Here is a 17551-nt window from a genome sequence, read left to right as displayed (position 1 = left end):
GCCGAAGTGCCCGGTCTCAACGAAACGTGATCACGGGCCGGTCTCAGCCGCGCCTTCTCCTGGGCTTTTCCAGCAGGGCGACCGCCTCGACATGGGGCGACCACAGGAACTGGTCGATCGGCGTCACGCTCTTCAGTTGATAGCCGCCGTCGATGAGGATGCGCAGGTCGCGAGCCAGCGTCACCGGATTGCAGGACACCGCGGCAACGAAGGGAACATCCGAGCGGGCGATCTGCTTCGACTGGTCTTCGGCACCCGCGCGCGGCGGATCGAAGACAAGGCCGTCGAAGGCGTTCAACTCCTTGAATGTCAGCGGCCGGCGGAACAGGTCGCGGCGCTCGCCCGTCACCCGCTTCAGGCCGGTCGCGAATCGTGCCCCCCGATCGAGCGCCGAGAGAGCCGCCGCATCGCCCTCAACCGCATGGACTTCCGACTTGGCGGCCAACCGCAAGGCAAAGCTGCCGCAACCGGCGAAAAGATCGGCGACCTTCTTGGCGCGTTTCAGATGCGTGCCTACGATCTCGGCCATGGCCTGCTCGGCTGCCTCGGTCGCCTGCAGGAAGGCGCCGGGCGGCACGGCGACAGCGACGCTGCCGAACATCACCACGGGCTTCCTCGGCTCGATGACGATCTCGTCATCGATGGACAGCCTGGCAAAGCCTTGCGCCAGGACAAAATTGGAGGCGATGCGGCGCTGGTGTTCGCCGAGCTTGCCGGACTCATGCACCGCGACGTCGAGGCCGGAACCCGTCACCGTGACCGCCATCCGGAACGATTTGGTGGTGGCGCATATCAAGTCGGCGAGCGCCCTCAACCGGTCGAGTGCTGCGACGATCTCGGGCAGCGAGATCGGACATTCCGATATGGAAATGATTTCCGGTGACAAATGGCGATTGAAGCCGAGCAGCATGCCCGTCTCGCTGCGTCGGGCGGCAAGCACGACGCGGCGGCGCGTGTGCGGCGCGCAGGCGACCAGTTCGTCAATGCCGCAATCGATGCCCTTCAGGGCGTGCACCACCTTCTCGCGCTTCCACTGGCGATAGGCTTCGGCCTCGAAATGCTGGAGGGCGCAGCCGCCGCATTCGGTGAAATGGCGGCAGGCGGGTTCGATGCGCAGCGGCGAGGCTGCCAGCACCGCCATCAGCGCTGCACGATCCCGTTCGCGCGCGGCGGTAACGGTCTCGCCGGGCAGCGTGAAGGGGATGAACAGATCGCCGCTTTCGGTTTCGGCAATGCCGTCACCCTGGGCGCCAAGCTTTTTGATGGTGAAGCGCGCGCTCATCGATCCTTGATCCCACCAAGCAGGAATTCGCGATTGCCGTCGCCGCCTTCGATCGGCGACAGATGCAGGCCGAGCGAACGCCAGCCCGGAACGGCGTCCAGCCAATCCTGCAGCAGGCCGGCGACGCGGGCGGCATCGAAGGGGTCCTTCAACAGGCCGCCCTTGCCGATCGCCTCGCGACCCGCCTCGAATTGCGGCTTGACCAGAAAGACCGCGGCAGCCCCAGGTTCGGCAATCGCAAGCGCCGGCGGCAGCGCCAGTCTCAGCGAGATGAAGCTGACGTCGGAGACGATGAAATCCGGAATGCGGCCGGCAAGATCCGCGGCGGTGAGGTCACGGGCATTCAGTCCCTCGATAACCGTCACGCGCGGGTCCTTGCCGACATCGGGATGCATCTGGCCGTGCCCGACGTCGATCGCGGTGACATGGGAGGCACCACGCTCCAGCAGCACCTGGGTGAAGCCACCCGGTCGAGGCGCCGATGTCGATGGCCTCGCGGCCGGCCGGATCGAGGCTGAAGTGATCGAGCCCGCCGATGAGCTTCAGGGCCGCGCGCGAGACATAGCCTTGCGCCGGATCATCGATGGCAACAAGGGATTGCGGCGAGACGTTCTGACCGGGTTTACGGGCAATGGTGCCGTCAACCGTCACCGTGCCACGCTCGACCGCGTCGCGGGCACGCGAACGGCTGGCAAACAGGCCGCGCTGGACGAGCAGGTCGTCGAGCCGCTGGCGTGTGCTGGCTGGCAGAGGCGAGTTCATCGGCCTTCATGGCGAAAGCCGGCAGCGAAGGCAAGGACATTGGGACGGACGAAGAACATCCTCGCACGCAGGCGAATGGGTCAAGCCGCTCCGCGGCTTGCTGGAATCGCTTTGGGTCCGGCACAATGTTAGGGAGGAGAGCCGTTTGCTGTCAGAACTCGGAGGAGGAACGAATGCTGACGGGAACCTGCCATTGTGGCGCAACCCACTGGACCCTGGAAGGCGATCCCGGGCCGGTGACGGCCTGCAACTGCACGCTCTGCCGTCGCTATGGCGTGCTCTGGGCCTACGACTATGTCGACGAACGCATTCGCGTTTCGGGACCGACGGACAGCTATACGCGCGCCGGAAAGGCCACACCGTCGCTCGAAATCCTGTTCTGCCCGACCTGCGCCTGCGTGCTCGCCTGGCGTGGTTTGCGCGCCGAGGAATCTGGTCGCACACGCATCGCCGTCAATGTAAGGCTGGCGCCACCCGAGGCGGTCGCCGATCTGCCTATCGACCATTTCGATGGCCTCGACACATATGACGACCTGCCCCGCGACGGGCGTTGCGTGCGCGACATGTGGTTCTAGAAGATGGTGCGGGACACTTGGCGCTCGACGGCCGGAGACAAACCGTCGTCGCGACCCCCCGATGCCTGCACAGCAGGATGCTCGGTGGCATTGGCAGGCGGCGGAACAGGATCCGGCAAGACCACAAGCTGCGGCACCTGCTCGTAGGAAAAGCCGCCGCGGATATCACCCATCTTGCTGGCAACGATGCCCAGCGCCGCCTTTTCGAGATTGCGATCATAGCGCGTCTCGGCGGCGGCCGGCGCGACTATGGTGGCCAAGAGGGCCACGCCGCACAGAAGCGTCTTCATTGTTCTTGTCTCCCTGCCTGACGCCGGTCTAGCAGGGCGCCGTTGAAAAACGGCCAAGGGACACGGTAAGCAAAACGCCAAACGGCAGTGTTAACAATGCGTTACGAAATCAAGCCGGCAAACTGATTCAAGCGCTTCAGATTTTGAGTCAGGCGCGCTGGGCGCGGGCCGTATGATCGAGCGCGGTGAAAACGGTGCGCACGATGCCGGTGGCATCGAGCCCGGCATCGGCATACATTTTTTCCGGCTTGGCGTGATCAGTGAACACGTCAGGCAGCACCAGCGGGCGCACCTTCAGGCCGCTTTCCAGCAATCCCTCATGGGCAAGGAACTGCAGCACATGGCTGGCGAAGCCGCCAATGGCGCCCTCCTCCACCGTGACCAGAACCTCGTGCGAGCGGGCCAGCCGGCGGATCAAATCCTCGTCGAGCGGCTTGGCGAAGCGGGCATCGGCAACGGTGGTGGAAAGCCCGGCCGCGCCGAGTTCCTCGGCAGCTATCAGGCAATCCTGCAGGCGCGTGCCGAAGGACAACAGCGCCACCTTTGTGCCTTCCCTGACGATGCGGCCCTTGCCGAGTTCGAGAACCGAGCCGCGCTCCGGCATGTCGACGCCGACGCCATTGCCGCGCGGATAGCGGAAGGCGATCGGGCCGTCATCATAGCTTGCGGCGGTGCGCACCATATGGCGCAGTTCCGCCTCGTCAGCCGCCGCCATCACGACAAAGCCCGGCAGGCTTGCCAGGAAGGTGGTGTCGAAGGCGCCGCAATGGGTGGCGCCATCGGCGCCGACGAAGCCGGCGCGGTCGATCGGGAAGCGCACCGGCAGTTTCTGGATCGCGACGTCATGGACGACCTGGTCATAGGCGCGTTGCAGAAAGGTCGAATAGATCGCCGCGAACGGCTTGTAGCCTTCGGTCGCGAGACCGGCAGCAAAGGTCACAGCATGCTGTTCGGCAATGCCGACATCGAAGGTCCGTGACGGGAACACTTCGCCGAACAGATCAAGCCCTGTGCCGCTCGGCATGGCGGCAGTGACAGCGACGATGCGGTCGTCCTCGTGGGCTTCCTGGATCAGGCTCTCGGCGAACACCTTGGTGTAGGCCGGTGCGTTGGCCGGCGCCTTGGCCTGCGCACCGGTGATGACGTCGAACTTGTTGACGCCGTGATACTTGTCCGCGGCGGCTTCCGCCGGCGCATAGCCCTTGCCCTTCTGGGTGACGACATGGATCAGCACCGGGCCTTCGCCATTGTCGCGGACATTCTTCAGCACAGGGATCAGATGCTCGAGATTGTGACCGTCGATCGGGCCGATGTGGTAGAAGCCGAGCTCCTCGAACAGCGTGCCGCCGGTGACGTAGCCGCGCGCATGCTCAACCGCCCTTGTGATCGCACGATCGGCGCGCTTACCGAGATAGGATGTCAGCTTCTTGCCGAAGTCGCGCAGGCCGGCATAAGCCTTGCCCGAGGCGAGCCGCGCCAGATAGGCGCTCATCGCGCCGGTCGGCGGCGCGATCGACATGTCATTGTCGTTGAGGATGACGATGAGTCGGGCATCGAGCGCGCCGGCATTGTTCATCGCCTCATAGGCCATGCCGGCCGACATGGCGCCGTCGCCGATGACGGCGATGACGTTGTTGCGGCCGCCGGAGAGGTCGCGGGCGGCGGCCATGCCGAGGCCGGCAGAGATCGATGTCGAGGAGTGGGCGGCGCCGAAGGGATCGTATTCGCTTTCGGCGCGGCGGGTGAAGCCGGACAGGCCGCCCTCCTGGCGCAATGTGCGGATGCGGTCGCGGCGGCCGGTCAGGATCTTGTGCGGATAGGCCTGGTGGCCGACATCCCAGATCAGCCGATCGTCCGGCGTGTTGAAGACGTAATGCAGCGCCACCGTCAGTTCGACCACGCCGAGGCCGGCGCCGAGATGGCCGCCGGTGCGCGACACCGCGTCGACCAGTTCGAGGCGAAGCTCGGACGCCAGTTGCGGCAATTCGCTCTCGTCAAGCGCGCGCAGATCCGCCGGAATGCGGACCTTGTCGAGAAGCGGCGTATGCGGCGTTGCGTTCACGGGTGCTCAGGCTTTCTGTTCAACGGCGGGATAAGCCGCCGGCCGGCGAAAGTAAATGCGTGTCGGTGACGCGGATCAATCAGATCCCCTCGCCGATTTCCTCAGCTTTCCGGCAGCGGGATGAACTCTTTCTCATCTCCAGGAACGATATCGAAGCGTCCCGTCTTCCATTCCTGCTTGGCCTGTTCGATGCGCTCCTTCGACGAGGAGACGAAATTCCACCAGATGTAGCGCTGCGAGCCAAGCGAGGCTCCGCCGAAAAGCATGAAATGCGCACCGCGGTTTGCGACGATATGATGATCTCGTCAGCGGGCCGGAACACCAGCAACCGCTCTGCCGGAAAGACGTCGCCCGAAATCGCGACCTCGCCTTCCAGCGTGTAGATGGCGCGCTCTTCCGCGTCGGCGGGAATCTTTATACTGGCGCCCGGCGCCAGCCTAAGGTCGGCGTAAAGTGTCTCGGAATCGGCTCTCACGGGGGAGCGCAACCCTTGAAAATCGCCGATGACGATGCGGCCGCGCACGCCTTCGGCATCGATCTCGGGCAGCCGCAAGGCGGCGGTGTTCTCGAAGACCGGGGCCACTTCCTCCTTGCCATCGGGCAAGGCGAGCCATGTTTGCAGGCCAGAGATCGACATCGGCGCTCCACGCAATTCCTCCGGCGTGCGCTCGGAGTGGACGATGCCGCGGCCGGCGGTCATCAAATTCACGTCGCCCGGCTGGATCACCATTTCGGTGCCCAGGGAATCGCGATGACGGATCTTGCCGTCGAACAGATAAGTCACCGTCGACAGGCCGATATGTGGGTGCGGACGGACATCGAGAGCCTGGCCTGCCCGCAGGATCGCCGGACCCATGCGATCGAAGAAGATGAATGGCCCGACCAGCCGCCGCCTGGCGGTCGGCAGAGCGCGGCGCACCTCGAAGCCGCCAATGTCCTTGGCATTCGGGATGACCATCAGTTCGATCTGGTCGCTGGCAAAGGCGTCGCCGGCTTCAGGGTCTTTTCCGGGAAAGAAGCTCATGGGCTCTCCTTGTCAGCGGTCGAGGACCGCTCTGGCCGCATCAGGCAAAGCGGATCGCCGCTTTTGCCCGCAGTTTGGCCGCCACCTCTTCGCGGTTGCGCGGGTGCTGATTGGTTTCGAGCGAATCGAGAAGTTCGCGCGCCGATGCCGCAATGGCTTCGACGGCGTGATCGAACGCATGCTGGTTCTGTTTCGAGGGCCGTGTCGTTCCGCTCAGCTTGCGAACGAACTGAAGGGCCGCGTCGCGCACTTCGTCATTGGTTGCCGGCGGGTCAAAATTGAACAGGGTCTTGATGTTTCTGCACATCGCTTCCGTATCTCCTCTTGTCCTGGAGCCGTTTCAATCGGGACGAGCTTAATCCTCAACCTTGATCGTGTCCAAAAACCGGTAAGGCTACTCCGCGCCTCAATCCGCGTCGAGCGGCTCGGTTCCGACCGGCTTGCCGTCGCGCGACAGCCTGATCTTCTCGACCTTGTCTTCGGCGGCCTTCAGCAGCCGGTCGCAATGCGCCTTCAGCGCCTCGCCGCGCTCGTAGATCTTGATCGACTGGTCGAGCGGCACGTCGCCACGCTCCAGATCATCGACGATCTTCTCCAACGCGTCGAGTGCCTGTTCGAAGCTCATCGCCTTGACGTCTTCGTTGGTTTCACCAGCCATCATTCATCCTTTCATCAGTCGCCCGACATGGGCGGCGACCGAAAATGCCAGTCCCTGCAGATCGTAGCCGCCCTCGAGCAGGCTGACGAGCCGGTTGCCGCTGTGGCGCGCGGCGCGCTGCATCAACTGGCCGGTCGCCCAGTCGAAATCGTCCTCGGTCAGATTGATCTCGGCCAGCGGATCGCGGTGATGCGCGTCGAAACCGGCCGAAATGATGATCAGATCGGGCGCGAAATTGTCGAGCGACGGCAGCACCCGCGACAGGAAGGCATCGCGAAACACCTCACTGCCGGTCTGCGGCGCCAAGGGTGCATTGACGATGTTGCCGGCGCCGGTCTCGGTCTTCGCGCCAGTGCCGGGATAAAGCGGCATCTGGTGCGTCGAGCAATAGAGAACCGAGGGATCGTCCCAGAAAATATCCTGCGTGCCGTTGCCGTGATGGACATCCCAGTCGACGACGGCGACACGCTCGGCGCCATGCTTCTTCTGCGCATAGCGCGCCGCAATCGCCGCCGTGTTGAAGAAGCAGAAGCCCATTGCGGTGGTCTTTTCGGCATGGTGGCCGGGCGGCCTTGCGGCGACGAAGACATTGTCGGCGCGGCCTGCAAAGACGTCGTCAACAGCGGCGTTGGCCGCGCCGATCGCGGCGATCACCGCCTGCCAGCTCTTCGGGCTGGCGGTGGTGTCGGCATCGATGCGGGCAATACCCTCTTCGGGAATGGCGGCACGCACACGGGCGACGAAATCGGCGGGATGGGCGTAGAGGATGGTGGCCTCGTCGCCCTCCGGCGCTTTGACACGATCGAGCGCGGCAAAAGCCTCGTCGTCGAGCACGCGCTCGATGGCGCGCAGGCGGTCCGGCCGCTCGGGGTGACCGGGCGGTGTGATGTGTTCGAGGAAGATCGGATGCGTGTAGAGACGGGTTGTCATGCTCCCTATCTAGTGCCCCGGCGCCGCGATGGCCATGCATTGCAGCTTGATGGCTGGGGAAAATCGCGCCTGCGTCCATTGGCGTCGCTGCGGGGATTGGCGCGGCCGAGCCTTCGGCGTAAGGTCGCCGCTACTGCCTGGTGCCCGTCGCAAGCGGGAGAATCGGGAACACGGTTGAATTCCGTGGCGTGCCCAACGCTGTGAGGGGGACCGCGCCGGTAAATGCCACTGTCGATGACGGGAAGGCACCGGACGCGGGTTGATCCCAAGCCAGAAGACCGGCCTGGCAGGCATCGTCATCCGCATGGTCAGGCGGACGGCATCGGAGCGACGTGCGTCCGCTTGGATGCACAAAGTGCGCTCTGACGGTGTGGAGCTATTGCAATCGCAAGGGGACGAGCGATGCCGGAACACATGACCGCTGCTATGGGTGATGGATTTGACCAGATGGCGCGCGACGCGGTTTACCGCGCCATGTTCACGCGGCGCGACGTGCGCAGCCATTTTCTGCCCACCGGGCTCGACGACGCGGTGCTGGCGCGGCTTCTGCTTGCCGCCCACCATGCACCGTCGGTCGGCTTCATGCAGCCGTGGAATTTCATCGTCATCCGCGACGCCGCGCGACGGGCTGATGTGCGCGACCTGTTCCTGGCCGCGCGCGAGCAGGAATTGCCTGAAATCGAAGTGGAAAGACAGGCGCTCTACCGCAAGCTCAAGCTTGAAGGCATCTGCGAAAGCGCCCTCAACATCTGCATCACCTGCGACCGCGAGCGCTCAAAAAACTCGCCGCTGGGACGTTGGCACAATCCGGAGATGGATCTCTACAGCACGGTCTGCGCGGTGCAGAATTTCTGGCTGGCCGCGCGTGCCGAAGGCGTCGGCGTCGGCTGGGTCAGCATCATCGAGCCGCAAGCGTTGAAGAGCCTGCTGTCCATTCCCGAGCACGTGACGCCGATCGCATATCTCTGCGTCGGCCGGGTTTCCGAGTTCGCATCCAAACCGGACCTGGAAACGCATGGCTGGGGCCGGCGGCTGCCGCTGCCCGATCTGATCATGAGCGAGACTTTTTGCGGGCAAGGAGAGACGCCACTCAAGTCAGCGGTGGCGCACCTCAACACGGTTGCTGCTGCGCAGGCGAATCCCGCCGATCAGTGCGTCGCGCCGGCCGTGCCCCAGCGCGAGCCGCCAAAGGAGGCCAGCGCCTTGTCCTTCAACTCTCGGAACTTCGACGACGCCTCGGCCAGCCGGGCATCCCAGGCCGGATCAGGCACCTGGCCGGCGATGGTCTTGAAATAGACCTGCATCAGGCAGGCGATGGCGAAGGGCTCGATGAAGGCCGCCTTGAAGGCCCAGGCAAAGACGATGGCGAGCACGAAAGCCCAGCCGGCGAGTTGCCCTGGCATGAGGAAAAGAATGGCGGCGGCCGGGGCCAGCATCAGCAGGAAGATGACGAAGGAGACACCCCACATGATGACCGCCAGCCAGACGGCGTTCTTGATCATGGTCTTGCCGTTCTGGGCGTAGAGCACCACGCCTTGCCGAGCGGTTTCGAACGGTGAGGACGAATTGATGCGGATGTTGTAGCCGAGGATGATCTCGTCGACATAGGTGAGTGACAGGCGGATCACCGTGTTGATGAAGGAGACCAGGCCGCTCAGCCCCGGAATGGGCAGGAAGGCGGCGATGCCGCCGAGCAGGCCGGTGATGGCGCGGATGGCGCCCTTGACCAGCTGGTCGACGACGAAAAGGATGTTGGCCTCGGCGAAGCGCTCGGTCACGACCTGCCTGGCATAGGCGATCTGGTTCTGGCCGTCGGGAACATCCCGGCCATCAATCAGATGGACCATCACGGCGATATGGCCGGCCTTGACGACATAGAGGATGTATTCGCGGATCCAATAGACGGCGATCGAAACCACGCCGAAGCCGACCACCCCGCCCCACAGGGCAAAGGACATCGGCCCGTCAGGATCGGTGGAGATATGGCCGACGCCATAGCCGACGGAAGCGCCGGTGCCGGTCGCCATGATGTAGGCCAGCGTGATGCCGAAATAGACGATCATGCGGAAGACAATGAAAGGCCAGGTCCGCACCATGATGGACACCGACATGCCGATATCGAAATCCCACATGCCCGAATCTCCCCTCAGAGATGGCTGGAAAGGATGCGCTCACCCCGAGGATTGTCAATCATGAGCGGTGGACAGCGGTGCGCCCAACGAGGATTTAGTTCTGTTGCGAACCCGGTTTTCTGAGCAGTCCCTCGAGCAGTTGCTTGAACGCCGCAACCACTATCTTCGACGTCGCTTCGGGGTCGTTAGAATTGGCGATCCGCTGCGCCGCCTGGCCGCTCGCCCCGTTGATCAGCCGTGCGGCGGTCTCGGGGTCGACGCCCGGGACGACCACCCCCTCCCCTTGCAGCGCGGTCAGATGATCGGTCATTGAGCCGACGCAGGCATTGGCATTCGACCATTGCGCCGGATCGCCCAAGACGGCCGGACCGTCGCGGAACATGATGCGCTGGATTTCCGGCTCCAGCGCCATTTCGATATAGGTCGTGCATTCGTCGACGAAATGCTGCCAGCGGGTCGGCGCTCTCGACGCCACCTCATTCACCCGGGCCGCCATCTCGCCGTCGATTTCGGCGATAACCGCCTCCAGCAGTCCCTTCTTGTCGCCGAAATGGTGATAGAGGGCGCCGCGCGTCAGCCCGGCCGATGCCGTGAAATCATCCATCGACGCCTCGGCATATCCGATCGTGCCAAAGGCCTGGCGGGCCGCGGCAATCAGCTTGGCGCGCGTTTCGGCGATCATTTCCTTGCGGGGTCTGTGCATTTCCGTCTGGCCCTATTCACATACGTTCCGTATGCCAATTGACATACGTCGCGTATGCTCTATCTAATCCTCATACGCTTCGTATGTAATTGTCGAACCGCCCTTTGTCGAGGAACCCCATGCAAAACCCCTATTCAGAAATCTTCCGCGCCCCTGGAGCGAGGGGCTTTGCGGCCGCCGGCTTCATGGCGCGCCTGCCGATCGCCATGGCGCCGATCGGCATCGTGGCAATGCTGTCGCAGACGCGTGGCGAATACTGGTTGGCGGGTGCCGTCTCGGCGACATTCGCTCTGGCCAACGCATTCCTGGCGCCGCAAATATCAAGACTGGTCGATCGCCTTGGCCAGACGCGGATCGTCGTGCCCACGACAATCATCTCCGTGCTCGCCTTCATCACTCTCATTGCGGCCGCCAATCAGGACTGGCCGGTTTGGACGCTGTTCGTGTCGGCGCTGCTGGCGGCGGCCATGCCCAGTATGCCTGCCATGGTGCGCGCGCGCTGGACGGAGCTTTTCCGGGGCCGGCCCGAGATGAACACCGCTTTCGCCTTCGAATCGGCGGCGGATGAACTGGTCTACATCGCCGGCGCATCGCTGTCGGTCGGCCTCAGCGCCGCCCTGTTTCCGGAAGCGGGCATGCTGGCGAGCACACTGTTCCTCGCCTTGGGGTCGACCGCGTTCATCCTGCAGAGATCGACCGAGCCGCAAGTGCGCCCGGTGGACCACGGCTCGAGCGGCTCGGCGATCCGCCTGCGGCCAGTGCAGATCATCACCTTTGCCCTGATCTTCATTGGCGCCACCTTCGCGACGACGGAAGTGAGCACGGTGGCCATCACAAAAGAGCTCGGCCAGCCCGGCGCCGCCAGCCTCGTCATCGGCGTCTACGCGCTGGGGTCGTTCGTGCTCGGCATCATTGTCGGCGCGCTCAACCTGAAGGGTCCACTGCAACGCCAGCTTGCCATCGCGGTCGCCCTGGTCACGCTCGGCACGCTACTGCCGCTCACCGCCAGCAGCGTGCCGCTTCTGGCGTTGACCGTCTTCATCAGCGGCGTGGCGATCTCGCCGACCTTCATCACGGCCTTCGGCCTGATCGAACGGCATGTGCCGGAAGCGATGCTGACCGAAGGCATCACCTGGGTGACCACCGGGATCGGCATCGGCATGGCGCTGGGCTCCTTCGCCGCCGGCGCCGTGGTGGATGCGTTCGGCGCCCAGAACGGGTTCTGGGTCTCGGTGGCATCAGGCACGATTGCGCTCGCCACCGTGCTGCTCGGCCAGCGCATCCTTGCCACGCAAAAATGCGAGCTGGACGGATGCGAAGCAGCCGCCGTTCCGGCCGAGTGACAGGCAGGATAAGTTGAGATTCAGGTCAGGCCGACCTGACCCGAATATCGATATATTCTAGAGGATCTCGGTCTTGGCGATGTGGATGCCAAACCCTTCGAGGCCGACATAATGACGCTCGCGCGAGGCGATCAGGTTGATCGAGGAAATGCCGAGATCCTTCAGGATCTGCGCGCCGAGACCGATTTCACGCCATTCGTTTTCGCGGCGGCGCGCCTCTTCGTGATCCTCGCGGTCGCCGCTCAGCGGACGCTTGCGCTCCTGGTGCGCGACGCCGACGGAGCCCTCTCTGAGATAGACGATGACGCCGCGCTTGCGCTCGCCCATCGCTTTCATGATGCCGTCCAGGCGATGGCTGGTGCCGAAGACATCGGTCACCACATCCTCGGAATGCAGCCGCACCGGCACGTCCTCGCCATCGCGTATATCGCCAAAAACGACAGCGACGTGATGCATCGTGTCCCAGGGCAGCGTGTAGGTGAAGACCTGCGCCTTGCCGCCAAGCGTGTCGATATCGGAGCAGGCGACACGCTCGACCAGCGTTTCCTTGCGCTGGCGGTAGGCGATGAGGTCGGCGACCGACACCTGCTTCAGGCCGTGCTCTTCGGCGAAAGCCTGCACTTGCGGGCCGCGCTTGACGGTGCCGTCGTCGTTGACCAGTTCGGAAATGACGCCGATCGGCGGCAGGCCGGCGAGCTTGCAGAGATCGACCGCCGCTTCGGTATGACCCGAACGCATCAGGACGCCGCCTTCGCGGGCGATCAGCGGAAAGATGTGGCCGGGGCGGACGAAATCGGAGGCGCCGACATTGCCGTTGGCAAGGTTGCGCACGGTCAGCGTGCGGTCTTCGGCCGAAATCCCTGTCGTCGTGCCATGCTTGAAATCGACGCTGACGGTGAAGGCGGTGGTGTGGGCGGAATCATTGTCGGCGACCATCGGCTGCAGGTTGAGCCGCTTGGCTTCCTCACGCGGCATCGGCGTGCAGACGATGCCCGAGGTGTTGCGCACGATAAAGGCCATCTTTTCCGGCGTGCAGTGAACGGCGGCGACGATCAGGTCACCCTCGTTCTCGCGCCCGTCATCATCCATGACGACGACGATCTCGCCGCGTTCGAATGCGCGGATGGCTTCGACAATCTTCTTCTGATCGTAAGGCATGGGATGCTCGCTTCGCTCGCAGGGATTCGGCAGTAGGCAGAAGGGAAGAAAAAGGCTGTTTCGGGCGGCCTACTGCCTATTCCCTACTGCCTATTCCCTTCCCCGTCTGTCCCCTGTGCCGCAGATAGTGATCGGCAATCGCGCAGGCAACCATTGCCTCGCCGATCGGCACGGCGCGGATGCCGACGCAGGGGTCGTGCCGGCCCTTGGTCATCACCTCGACGTCGTTGCCGTCCTTGTCGATCGACTTTCGCGGCGTCAGGATCGACGAGGTCGGCTTGACGGCGAAACGGGCCACGATCGCCTGACCGGTCGAGATGCCGCCAAGGATGCCGCCGGCATTGTTGGACAGGAACACCGGCTTGCCGTCATTACCGATCCGCATCTCGTCGGCATTCTGTTCGCCGGTGATGCGCGCGGCCTCGAAACCATTGCCGATCTCGACGCCCTTGACGGCGTTGATCGACATCAGGCCCGAGGCAATGTCCTGGTCGAGCTTGGCATAGATCGGCGCGCCAAGCCCTGGCGGCACGCCGTCGGCGACAATCTCGATCACAGCGCCGACCGAGGATCCGGCCTTGCGGATACCGTCGAGATACTGCGTGAAGACGGGAACCGAAGCAGGGTCGGGCGTGAAGAACGGATTTTCCGCGTCGCCGATGAAATTCCAGTTCCAGTTGGCGCGGTCGATCGATTTTTCGCCCATCGAAACCAGGGCGCCGCGCACCACCATGCCGGGCACCACCTTACGGGCGAGCGCGCCTGCGGCGACCCTGGCGGCGGTCTCGCGGGCGGAGGAGCGGCCGCCGCCGCGATAGTCGCGTATGCCGTATTTGACGTCATAAGTGTAGTCGGCATGGCCGGGCCGGTACTGGCGGGCGATCTCGCCATAGTCCTTCGATCGCTGGTCGACATTCTCGATCAGCATGGAGACCGGCGTGCCGGTGGTGATCATCGTCTCGCCGTCCTCGTCGAGGACGAAACCGGACAGCACCTTCACCTCGTCGGGTTCGCGGCGCTGGGTGACGAAGCGCGACTGGCCCGGCCGGCGCTTGTCGAGTTCGGCCTGGATTTCGTTGCGCGTAAAGCGGATGCCGGGCGGGCAGCCATCGACCACGCAGCCAAGCGCTGCGCCATGGCTTTCGCCCCAAGTGGTGACGCGGAAAAGATGGCCGAACGTGTTGTGAGACATGGAAAAGTGCCCTGCCCGGCAGCGGAGCCGGTTGAAGCCTGCCTTCTATTGGCGTTTTTTGCGGTGGTCAAACTGTCATCCCTGCCGTTTAAGTTTTGACACATTCGGCTGGTTTCTGCTTTCTTCCATCCGCCGTTGAGGATCCGCCGCCACAGTGCCGGCGCAATGACCAAAGAGGACGATCATGCGTACCCTGATTGGCGCTGTTGCCGCCACCCTGCTCTATTCCACCGCCGCCTTCGCCGGACAGACCGAAGGCCTGATCAAGAAGGTCGACAAGGACGCGCTGACCCTGACGCTGGACGACGGTAAATCCTACAAGCTGAACGCCGAAACCGATCTCGACTCGCTGAAGCCGGGCATGGACATCGTCATCGCCTACGACGTGACCAATGGCGAGAATGTCGTGACCGATATGCAGTTGCCGGACAGCGACACGAACTAGGTCAGGCGGCTTAAAGCCACTCCAGGCTCTTGCCTTCGAGTTTGAGCACGCGATCCTGTGGTATTTCGAGGTTCGCGGCCTCGTCCTCGGCCATATCGAGCACGAAACGGAACAGGGTGCGCATGACGCCGCCATGCGTCACGCAAACCGTCTTGCGGTCGATCTCGTCGAAGCAGGGTTTCACCCGTTCGAGCAGCATCTGGTAGCTTTCCGCCCCCTCGCCCGGCGGCTGAAAATTCCATTTGTCCAATGCGCGGAACCGGCTTGCTCCGGGAGACTGTGTCTCGAGCTCGGCAAAGGTAAAACTCTGCCAGTCGCCGAAATTGACCTCGACCAGCCTGACATCGGTTCGATAGGCGAGCGGATCGAGTTTCATCGCGGCGCGGATGCGTTCCATCGTTTCGCGCGTCCGCCGCATCGGGCTGGCGACGAAGTCGAATTCCCCTTGATCGCCTACAAGGTCTGCCAGCCGACGCCCGTTTCCGGTCGCCTGCTCGCGGCCAAGGGCATTGAGATCGGTGTCGGCCTGGCCCTGAAGCCGGAATTCGGCGTTCCACGCGGTCTGGCCGTGGCGCACGATATAAACCAGCGGGTACATCAGGTCTTCCGGAGGTCGGGCCAGGGCCTGGGCGGAGGATGGGCGGAGGGCGTTATTCCTTGACCGTCGAAATATCAGGCGCGTCGACCGCCTTCATGCCCACCACGTGATAGCCGGAATCGACATGGTGCACCTCACCGGTGACGCCGCGCGACAGGTCGGACAGGAAATAGACGCCGGAATCGCCGACCTCCTCCTGCGTGACCGTCTGCTTCAGCGGCGAATTGTATTCGTTCCACTTCAGTATGTAGCGGAAGTCGCCTATGCCCGAGGCGGCCAGCGTCTTGATCGGGCCGGCCGAGATCGCGTTGACGCGGATCTTCTTGCCGCCGAGATCGACGGCAAGGTAACGCACGCTGGCTTCGAGCGCGGCCTTGGCGACGCCCATGACGTTGTAGTGCGGCATCACCTTCTCGGCGCCGTAGTAGGTCAGCGTGAGCAGTGAACCGCCCTCGGTCATCAGCGCCTCGGCGCGCTTGGCGATGGTCGTGAAGGAGAACACCGAAATGTCCATGGTGCGCAGGAAATTGTCGCGCGTCGTCTCGACATAGCGGCCGGTCAGCTCGTCCTTGTCGGAGAAGGCGATGGCATGGACGAGAAAATCGAGCTTGCCCCAATGCTTGGCGACATTGGCGAAAACCTCGTCGAGGCTCGCCGGATCGGTGACGTCGCAATGGCCGGCGACAAAGGCGCCCAGTTCCGCCGCCAACGGCTCGACACGCTTCTTGAACGCCTCGCCCTGATAGGTCAGCGCGATCTCGGCGCCATGGTCGACGCATGCCTTGGCGATGCCGTAGGCTATCGACCTGTTGTTCGCGACGCCAAGAATAAGGCCGCGCTTGCCGGCCATCAGGCCCTGTCCACCCGCCATGTGAGCGCTCTCCGCAAGGTTTGTGCTTTGTGGAGTGCCTATCGCACAGGCACACAGCCCCTTCAAGCGCTCAAACCGGACAGTTCGGGGGACAAGAGCGCTGGATCAGCCTTTTTGACCACGCAGCAACGCTTCGAGAGCGCTGTCGCCGCCCTCCGGCAGCATGATGCGGACATGCGCGTAGAGATCGCCGTGGCCGCCGGCCTTTTCCGGCAGGCCCCTGCCCTTGAGCCGCAGGACCTTGTCCGAGCTCGACCAGGCGGGGACGTTGACCGCCAGCCTGCCGGTCGGCGTCTCGACCGGCACCTTGGCGCCCAGCACCGCATCCGTCAGCGACACCGGCAGATCGGCATGCAGGTCGCGGCCCTCGATGCGGTAGCGCGGATGCCGGCGGATATGGATCTTGACCAGCGCGTCGCCGGGCTGGCCCGGCCCCTGCTCGCCCTGCCCCTTCAGCCGGATGGTCTGGCCATCCTCGACAAAGGCCGGCAGTTTGACCGCCACCTTGCGGCCATCCGGGAACATCGCCGTCACCTTTTCGGCGGTCGCCGCTTCCTCGATGGTGACGTCGAGCGTGACGTTCAGATCAGCCGCCGTCGCCGGCTGGCGGCGGTCGCCCATGCCGGCACCGCGCGCGCCGGAAAAGGCGTCGCCGAAGATCTGGCTGAAAATATCGCTGTTGCCGTCGAACGGATCACCGCCCGGGCGCCCCGAACGGAATTCGAATCGCGAACCGCCGGCGCCTTGCTGGCGGCGAAACCCGGCAAAGGGGTCGCCGCCACCGGCGGCGCCCTCAAAACCCTGGAAGCGCGGCTTGCCGTCGGCGTCGATCTCGCCACGATCGAAAGCGGCACGGTTCTTCTCGTCGCCGACGATCTCATAGGCCTGATTGGCCGCGGCAAAACGGTCCTTCGCCTTGGGATCATTCGGATTCTGGTCCGGATGATGTTTCTTGGCGAGTTTCCGGTACGCCGATTTTATGTCCTTGGCCGATGCGTTCTTTGCAACGCCCAGGACCTCATACGGGTCGCGCATGCTTCCTGCCCTGGAAATGAGTTGAGTCCATACTTGCCCCCTATATGCGCTCGGATAGGAAGAAATTCCAGTAGCGGGTGGCCATATTGAAGGCGGAAAATCAGCTCGACTTTGTACGTTTTTGGTCAGGTCCATGTCCAGAAGAGGCTGTTGGTTGCGATGTGGCTGAGCGCCTGATCGAGGGGCAGGCTGCAGCCTCCCATATCGTCGATGTCTTCCCATTTTCGCCGGTGTGACCAGTAGGCGATTTTGACCTCATCGCCTCTGCCGATCGGCTTGAGACGGGCGATCGGCACCTCGGTTGCCAGCAGGTACAGGTGGTAGGCACCTTTGTCCTTGTACCAGCCAACGCCGCCGCCATTGGCCTGGTCGAACGCTTCGATGCGCAGGGCTATGTCGTCCTTTTCCATTGTGCAGTCATAGCTGCCGCAGCCCTAGTCAGGTCTGATTCACTTCGCCGCACGGTCATTGCCTTGCAACATGTGCTGGCC

The 17551-nt window shown here is 63.7% G+C and carries 17 protein-coding genes, 3 pseudogenes and 1 riboswitch; of the genes and pseudogenes, 4 read left to right on the top strand and 16 right to left on the bottom strand.

Annotated features, from left to right (window positions below; all coding sequences use genetic code 11):
- Positions 1-43: 43 nt before the first annotated feature.
- Both ACVILI_RS13320 and ACVILI_RS13315 read right to left on the bottom strand, forming a co-directional pair.
- Positions 44-1282, bottom strand: a complete 1239-nt coding sequence (locus tag ACVILI_RS13320; RefSeq protein WP_069091676.1) for a class I SAM-dependent RNA methyltransferase — start codon at positions 1280-1282, stop codon at positions 44-46.
- A pseudogene (locus tag ACVILI_RS13315) lies at positions 1279-2044 on the bottom strand (TlyA family RNA methyltransferase). Before ACVILI_RS13315 ends, ACVILI_RS13320 begins: the two are co-directional and overlap by 4 nt.
- A gap of 173 nt (positions 2045-2217) precedes the next feature.
- Here ACVILI_RS13315 and ACVILI_RS13310 point away from each other — a divergent pair.
- Positions 2218-2619, top strand: a complete 402-nt coding sequence (locus tag ACVILI_RS13310; RefSeq protein ID WP_019856978.1) for a GFA family protein — start codon at positions 2218-2220, stop codon at positions 2617-2619.
- On the opposite strand, the gene ACVILI_RS13305 is transcribed toward ACVILI_RS13310, so the two are convergent.
- The 6 genes and pseudogenes from ACVILI_RS13305 to ACVILI_RS13280 form a co-directional block, all read right to left on the bottom strand.
- Complete coding sequence (locus ACVILI_RS13305) at positions 2616-2909, bottom strand: hypothetical protein (RefSeq protein ID WP_038645410.1); 294 nt, start codon at positions 2907-2909, stop codon at positions 2616-2618. The genes ACVILI_RS13310 and ACVILI_RS13305 overlap by 4 nt on opposite strands.
- Positions 2910-3057: 148 nt before the next feature.
- Entirely contained in the window at positions 3058-4971 is a 1914-nt protein-coding gene (gene dxs, locus ACVILI_RS13300) for a 1-deoxy-D-xylulose-5-phosphate synthase (protein ID WP_038645408.1), read from the bottom strand.
- Between the two features lie 101 nt (positions 4972-5072).
- Positions 5073-5995 (bottom strand): annotated as a pseudogene (locus ACVILI_RS13295) (pirin family protein).
- A gap of 40 nt (positions 5996-6035) precedes the next feature.
- Complete coding sequence (locus ACVILI_RS13290; protein WP_010914875.1) at positions 6036-6302, bottom strand: DUF2277 domain-containing protein; 267 nt, start codon at positions 6300-6302, stop codon at positions 6036-6038.
- A gap of 99 nt (positions 6303-6401) precedes the next feature.
- On the bottom strand, positions 6402-6653 hold the full coding sequence (locus ACVILI_RS13285; RefSeq protein ID WP_027046614.1) for an exodeoxyribonuclease VII small subunit: 252 nt from the start codon (positions 6651-6653) through the stop codon (positions 6402-6404).
- 3 nt (positions 6654-6656) lie between these two features.
- On the bottom strand, positions 6657-7583 hold the full coding sequence (locus tag ACVILI_RS13280; RefSeq protein WP_019856973.1) for a histone deacetylase family protein: 927 nt from the start codon (positions 7581-7583) through the stop codon (positions 6657-6659).
- 121 nt (positions 7584-7704) lie between these two features.
- A riboswitch (cobalamin riboswitch) is annotated at positions 7705-7884 on the top strand.
- 101 nt (positions 7885-7985) lie between these two features.
- On the opposite strand from ACVILI_RS13280, the pseudogene bluB reads away from it, so the two are divergent.
- Positions 7986-8564 (top strand): annotated as a pseudogene (gene bluB / locus ACVILI_RS13275) (5,6-dimethylbenzimidazole synthase); the annotation flags it as partial.
- Between the two features lie 167 nt (positions 8565-8731).
- Here bluB and ACVILI_RS13270 read toward each other — a convergent pair.
- On the bottom strand, positions 8732-9715 hold the full coding sequence (locus tag ACVILI_RS13270; protein ID WP_038645403.1) for a hypothetical protein: 984 nt from the start codon (positions 9713-9715) through the stop codon (positions 8732-8734).
- Positions 9716-9809: 94 nt separating this feature from the next.
- Positions 9810-10418, bottom strand: coding sequence for a TetR/AcrR family transcriptional regulator (locus ACVILI_RS13265; protein ID WP_038645400.1), 609 nt, complete (start codon positions 10416-10418; stop codon positions 9810-9812).
- 119 nt (positions 10419-10537) lie between these two features.
- Between ACVILI_RS13265 and ACVILI_RS13260 the strand changes: the two genes are divergently transcribed.
- The gene (locus ACVILI_RS13260; RefSeq protein ID WP_038645397.1) at positions 10538-11761 is read left to right on the top strand and encodes an MFS transporter; all 1224 of its coding nucleotides are present in this window, start codon (positions 10538-10540) and stop codon (positions 11759-11761) included.
- A gap of 57 nt (positions 11762-11818) precedes the next feature.
- On the opposite strand, the gene ribB is transcribed toward ACVILI_RS13260, so the two are convergent.
- Entirely contained in the window at positions 11819-12919 is a 1101-nt protein-coding gene (gene ribB, locus ACVILI_RS13255) for a 3,4-dihydroxy-2-butanone-4-phosphate synthase (protein ID WP_069091670.1), read from the bottom strand.
- A 76-nt stretch (positions 12920-12995) separates the two neighbouring features.
- Entirely contained in the window at positions 12996-14111 is a 1116-nt protein-coding gene (gene aroC / locus ACVILI_RS13250; RefSeq protein WP_019856965.1) for a chorismate synthase, read from the bottom strand.
- Between the two features lie 184 nt (positions 14112-14295).
- On the opposite strand from aroC, the gene ACVILI_RS13245 reads away from it, so the two are divergent.
- Positions 14296-14556, top strand: a complete 261-nt coding sequence (locus tag ACVILI_RS13245) for a DUF1344 domain-containing protein (protein ID WP_019856964.1) — start codon at positions 14296-14298, stop codon at positions 14554-14556.
- A 10-nt stretch (positions 14557-14566) separates the two neighbouring features.
- Here ACVILI_RS13245 and ACVILI_RS13240 read toward each other — a convergent pair whose 3' ends face one another.
- The 4 genes from ACVILI_RS13240 to ACVILI_RS13225 all read right to left on the bottom strand — a co-directional run bounded on the left by ACVILI_RS13240 (position 14567) and on the right by ACVILI_RS13225 (position 17470).
- A complete protein-coding gene (locus ACVILI_RS13240; RefSeq protein ID WP_038645391.1) occupies positions 14567-15154 on the bottom strand; it encodes a histidine phosphatase family protein in 588 nt (195 codons plus the stop codon).
- Between the two features lie 52 nt (positions 15155-15206).
- Positions 15207-16025 carry an enoyl-ACP reductase FabI gene (gene fabI, locus ACVILI_RS13235; protein ID WP_019856962.1) on the bottom strand — a complete coding sequence of 273 codons (819 nt, stop codon included), beginning with the start codon at positions 16023-16025 and terminating at the stop codon, positions 15207-15209.
- Positions 16026-16130: 105 nt separating this feature from the next.
- Positions 16131-17060 carry a DnaJ C-terminal domain-containing protein gene (locus tag ACVILI_RS13230; RefSeq protein ID WP_038645389.1) on the bottom strand — a complete coding sequence of 310 codons (930 nt, stop codon included), beginning with the start codon at positions 17058-17060 and terminating at the stop codon, positions 16131-16133.
- 125 nt (positions 17061-17185) lie between these two features.
- Positions 17186-17470 carry a hypothetical protein gene (locus tag ACVILI_RS13225; protein WP_038645292.1) on the bottom strand — a complete coding sequence of 95 codons (285 nt, stop codon included), beginning with the start codon at positions 17468-17470 and terminating at the stop codon, positions 17186-17188.
- Positions 17471-17551: the final 81 nt, after the last annotated feature.

The sequence above is a fragment of the Mesorhizobium sp. USDA 4775 genome (assembly GCF_054062655.1).
The sequence above is the reverse complement of the archived record's forward strand: the minus strand, read 5'-3'. Positions and strand labels throughout refer to the sequence as shown.

Coding starts and splice junctions, on each gene's coding strand:
- ACVILI_RS13320 (WP_069091676.1), bottom strand. CDS start 1,282: ATGAGCGCGCGCTTCACCATCAAAAAGCTTGGCGCCCAGGGTGACGGC.
- ACVILI_RS13310 (WP_019856978.1), top strand. CDS start 2,218: ATGCTGACGGGAACCTGCCATTGTGGCGCAACCCACTGGACCCTGGAA.
- ACVILI_RS13305 (WP_038645410.1), bottom strand. CDS start 2,909: ATGAAGACGCTTCTGTGCGGCGTGGCCCTCTTGGCCACCATAGTCGCG.
- ACVILI_RS13290 (WP_010914875.1), bottom strand. CDS start 6,302: ATGTGCAGAAACATCAAGACCCTGTTCAATTTTGACCCGCCGGCAACC.
- ACVILI_RS13285 (WP_027046614.1), bottom strand. CDS start 6,653: ATGGCTGGTGAAACCAACGAAGACGTCAAGGCGATGAGCTTCGAACAG.
- ACVILI_RS13280 (WP_019856973.1), bottom strand. CDS start 7,583: ATGACAACCCGTCTCTACACGCATCCGATCTTCCTCGAACACATCACA.
- ACVILI_RS13270 (WP_038645403.1), bottom strand. CDS start 9,715: ATGTGGGATTTCGATATCGGCATGTCGGTGTCCATCATGGTGCGGACC.
- ACVILI_RS13265 (WP_038645400.1), bottom strand. CDS start 10,418: ATGCACAGACCCCGCAAGGAAATGATCGCCGAAACGCGCGCCAAGCTG.
- ACVILI_RS13260 (WP_038645397.1), top strand. CDS start 10,538: ATGCAAAACCCCTATTCAGAAATCTTCCGCGCCCCTGGAGCGAGGGGC.
- ribB (WP_069091670.1), bottom strand. CDS start 12,919: ATGCCTTACGATCAGAAGAAGATTGTCGAAGCCATCCGCGCATTCGAA.
- aroC (WP_019856965.1), bottom strand. CDS start 14,111: ATGTCTCACAACACGTTCGGCCATCTTTTCCGCGTCACCACTTGGGGC.
- ACVILI_RS13245 (WP_019856964.1), top strand. CDS start 14,296: ATGCGTACCCTGATTGGCGCTGTTGCCGCCACCCTGCTCTATTCCACC.
- ACVILI_RS13240 (WP_038645391.1), bottom strand. CDS start 15,154: ATGTACCCGCTGGTTTATATCGTGCGCCACGGCCAGACCGCGTGGAAC.
- fabI (WP_019856962.1), bottom strand. CDS start 16,025: ATGGCGGGTGGACAGGGCCTGATGGCCGGCAAGCGCGGCCTTATTCTT.
- ACVILI_RS13230 (WP_038645389.1), bottom strand. CDS start 17,060: ATGCGCGACCCGTATGAGGTCCTGGGCGTTGCAAAGAACGCATCGGCC.
- ACVILI_RS13225 (WP_038645292.1), bottom strand. CDS start 17,470: ATGGAAAAGGACGACATAGCCCTGCGCATCGAAGCGTTCGACCAGGCC.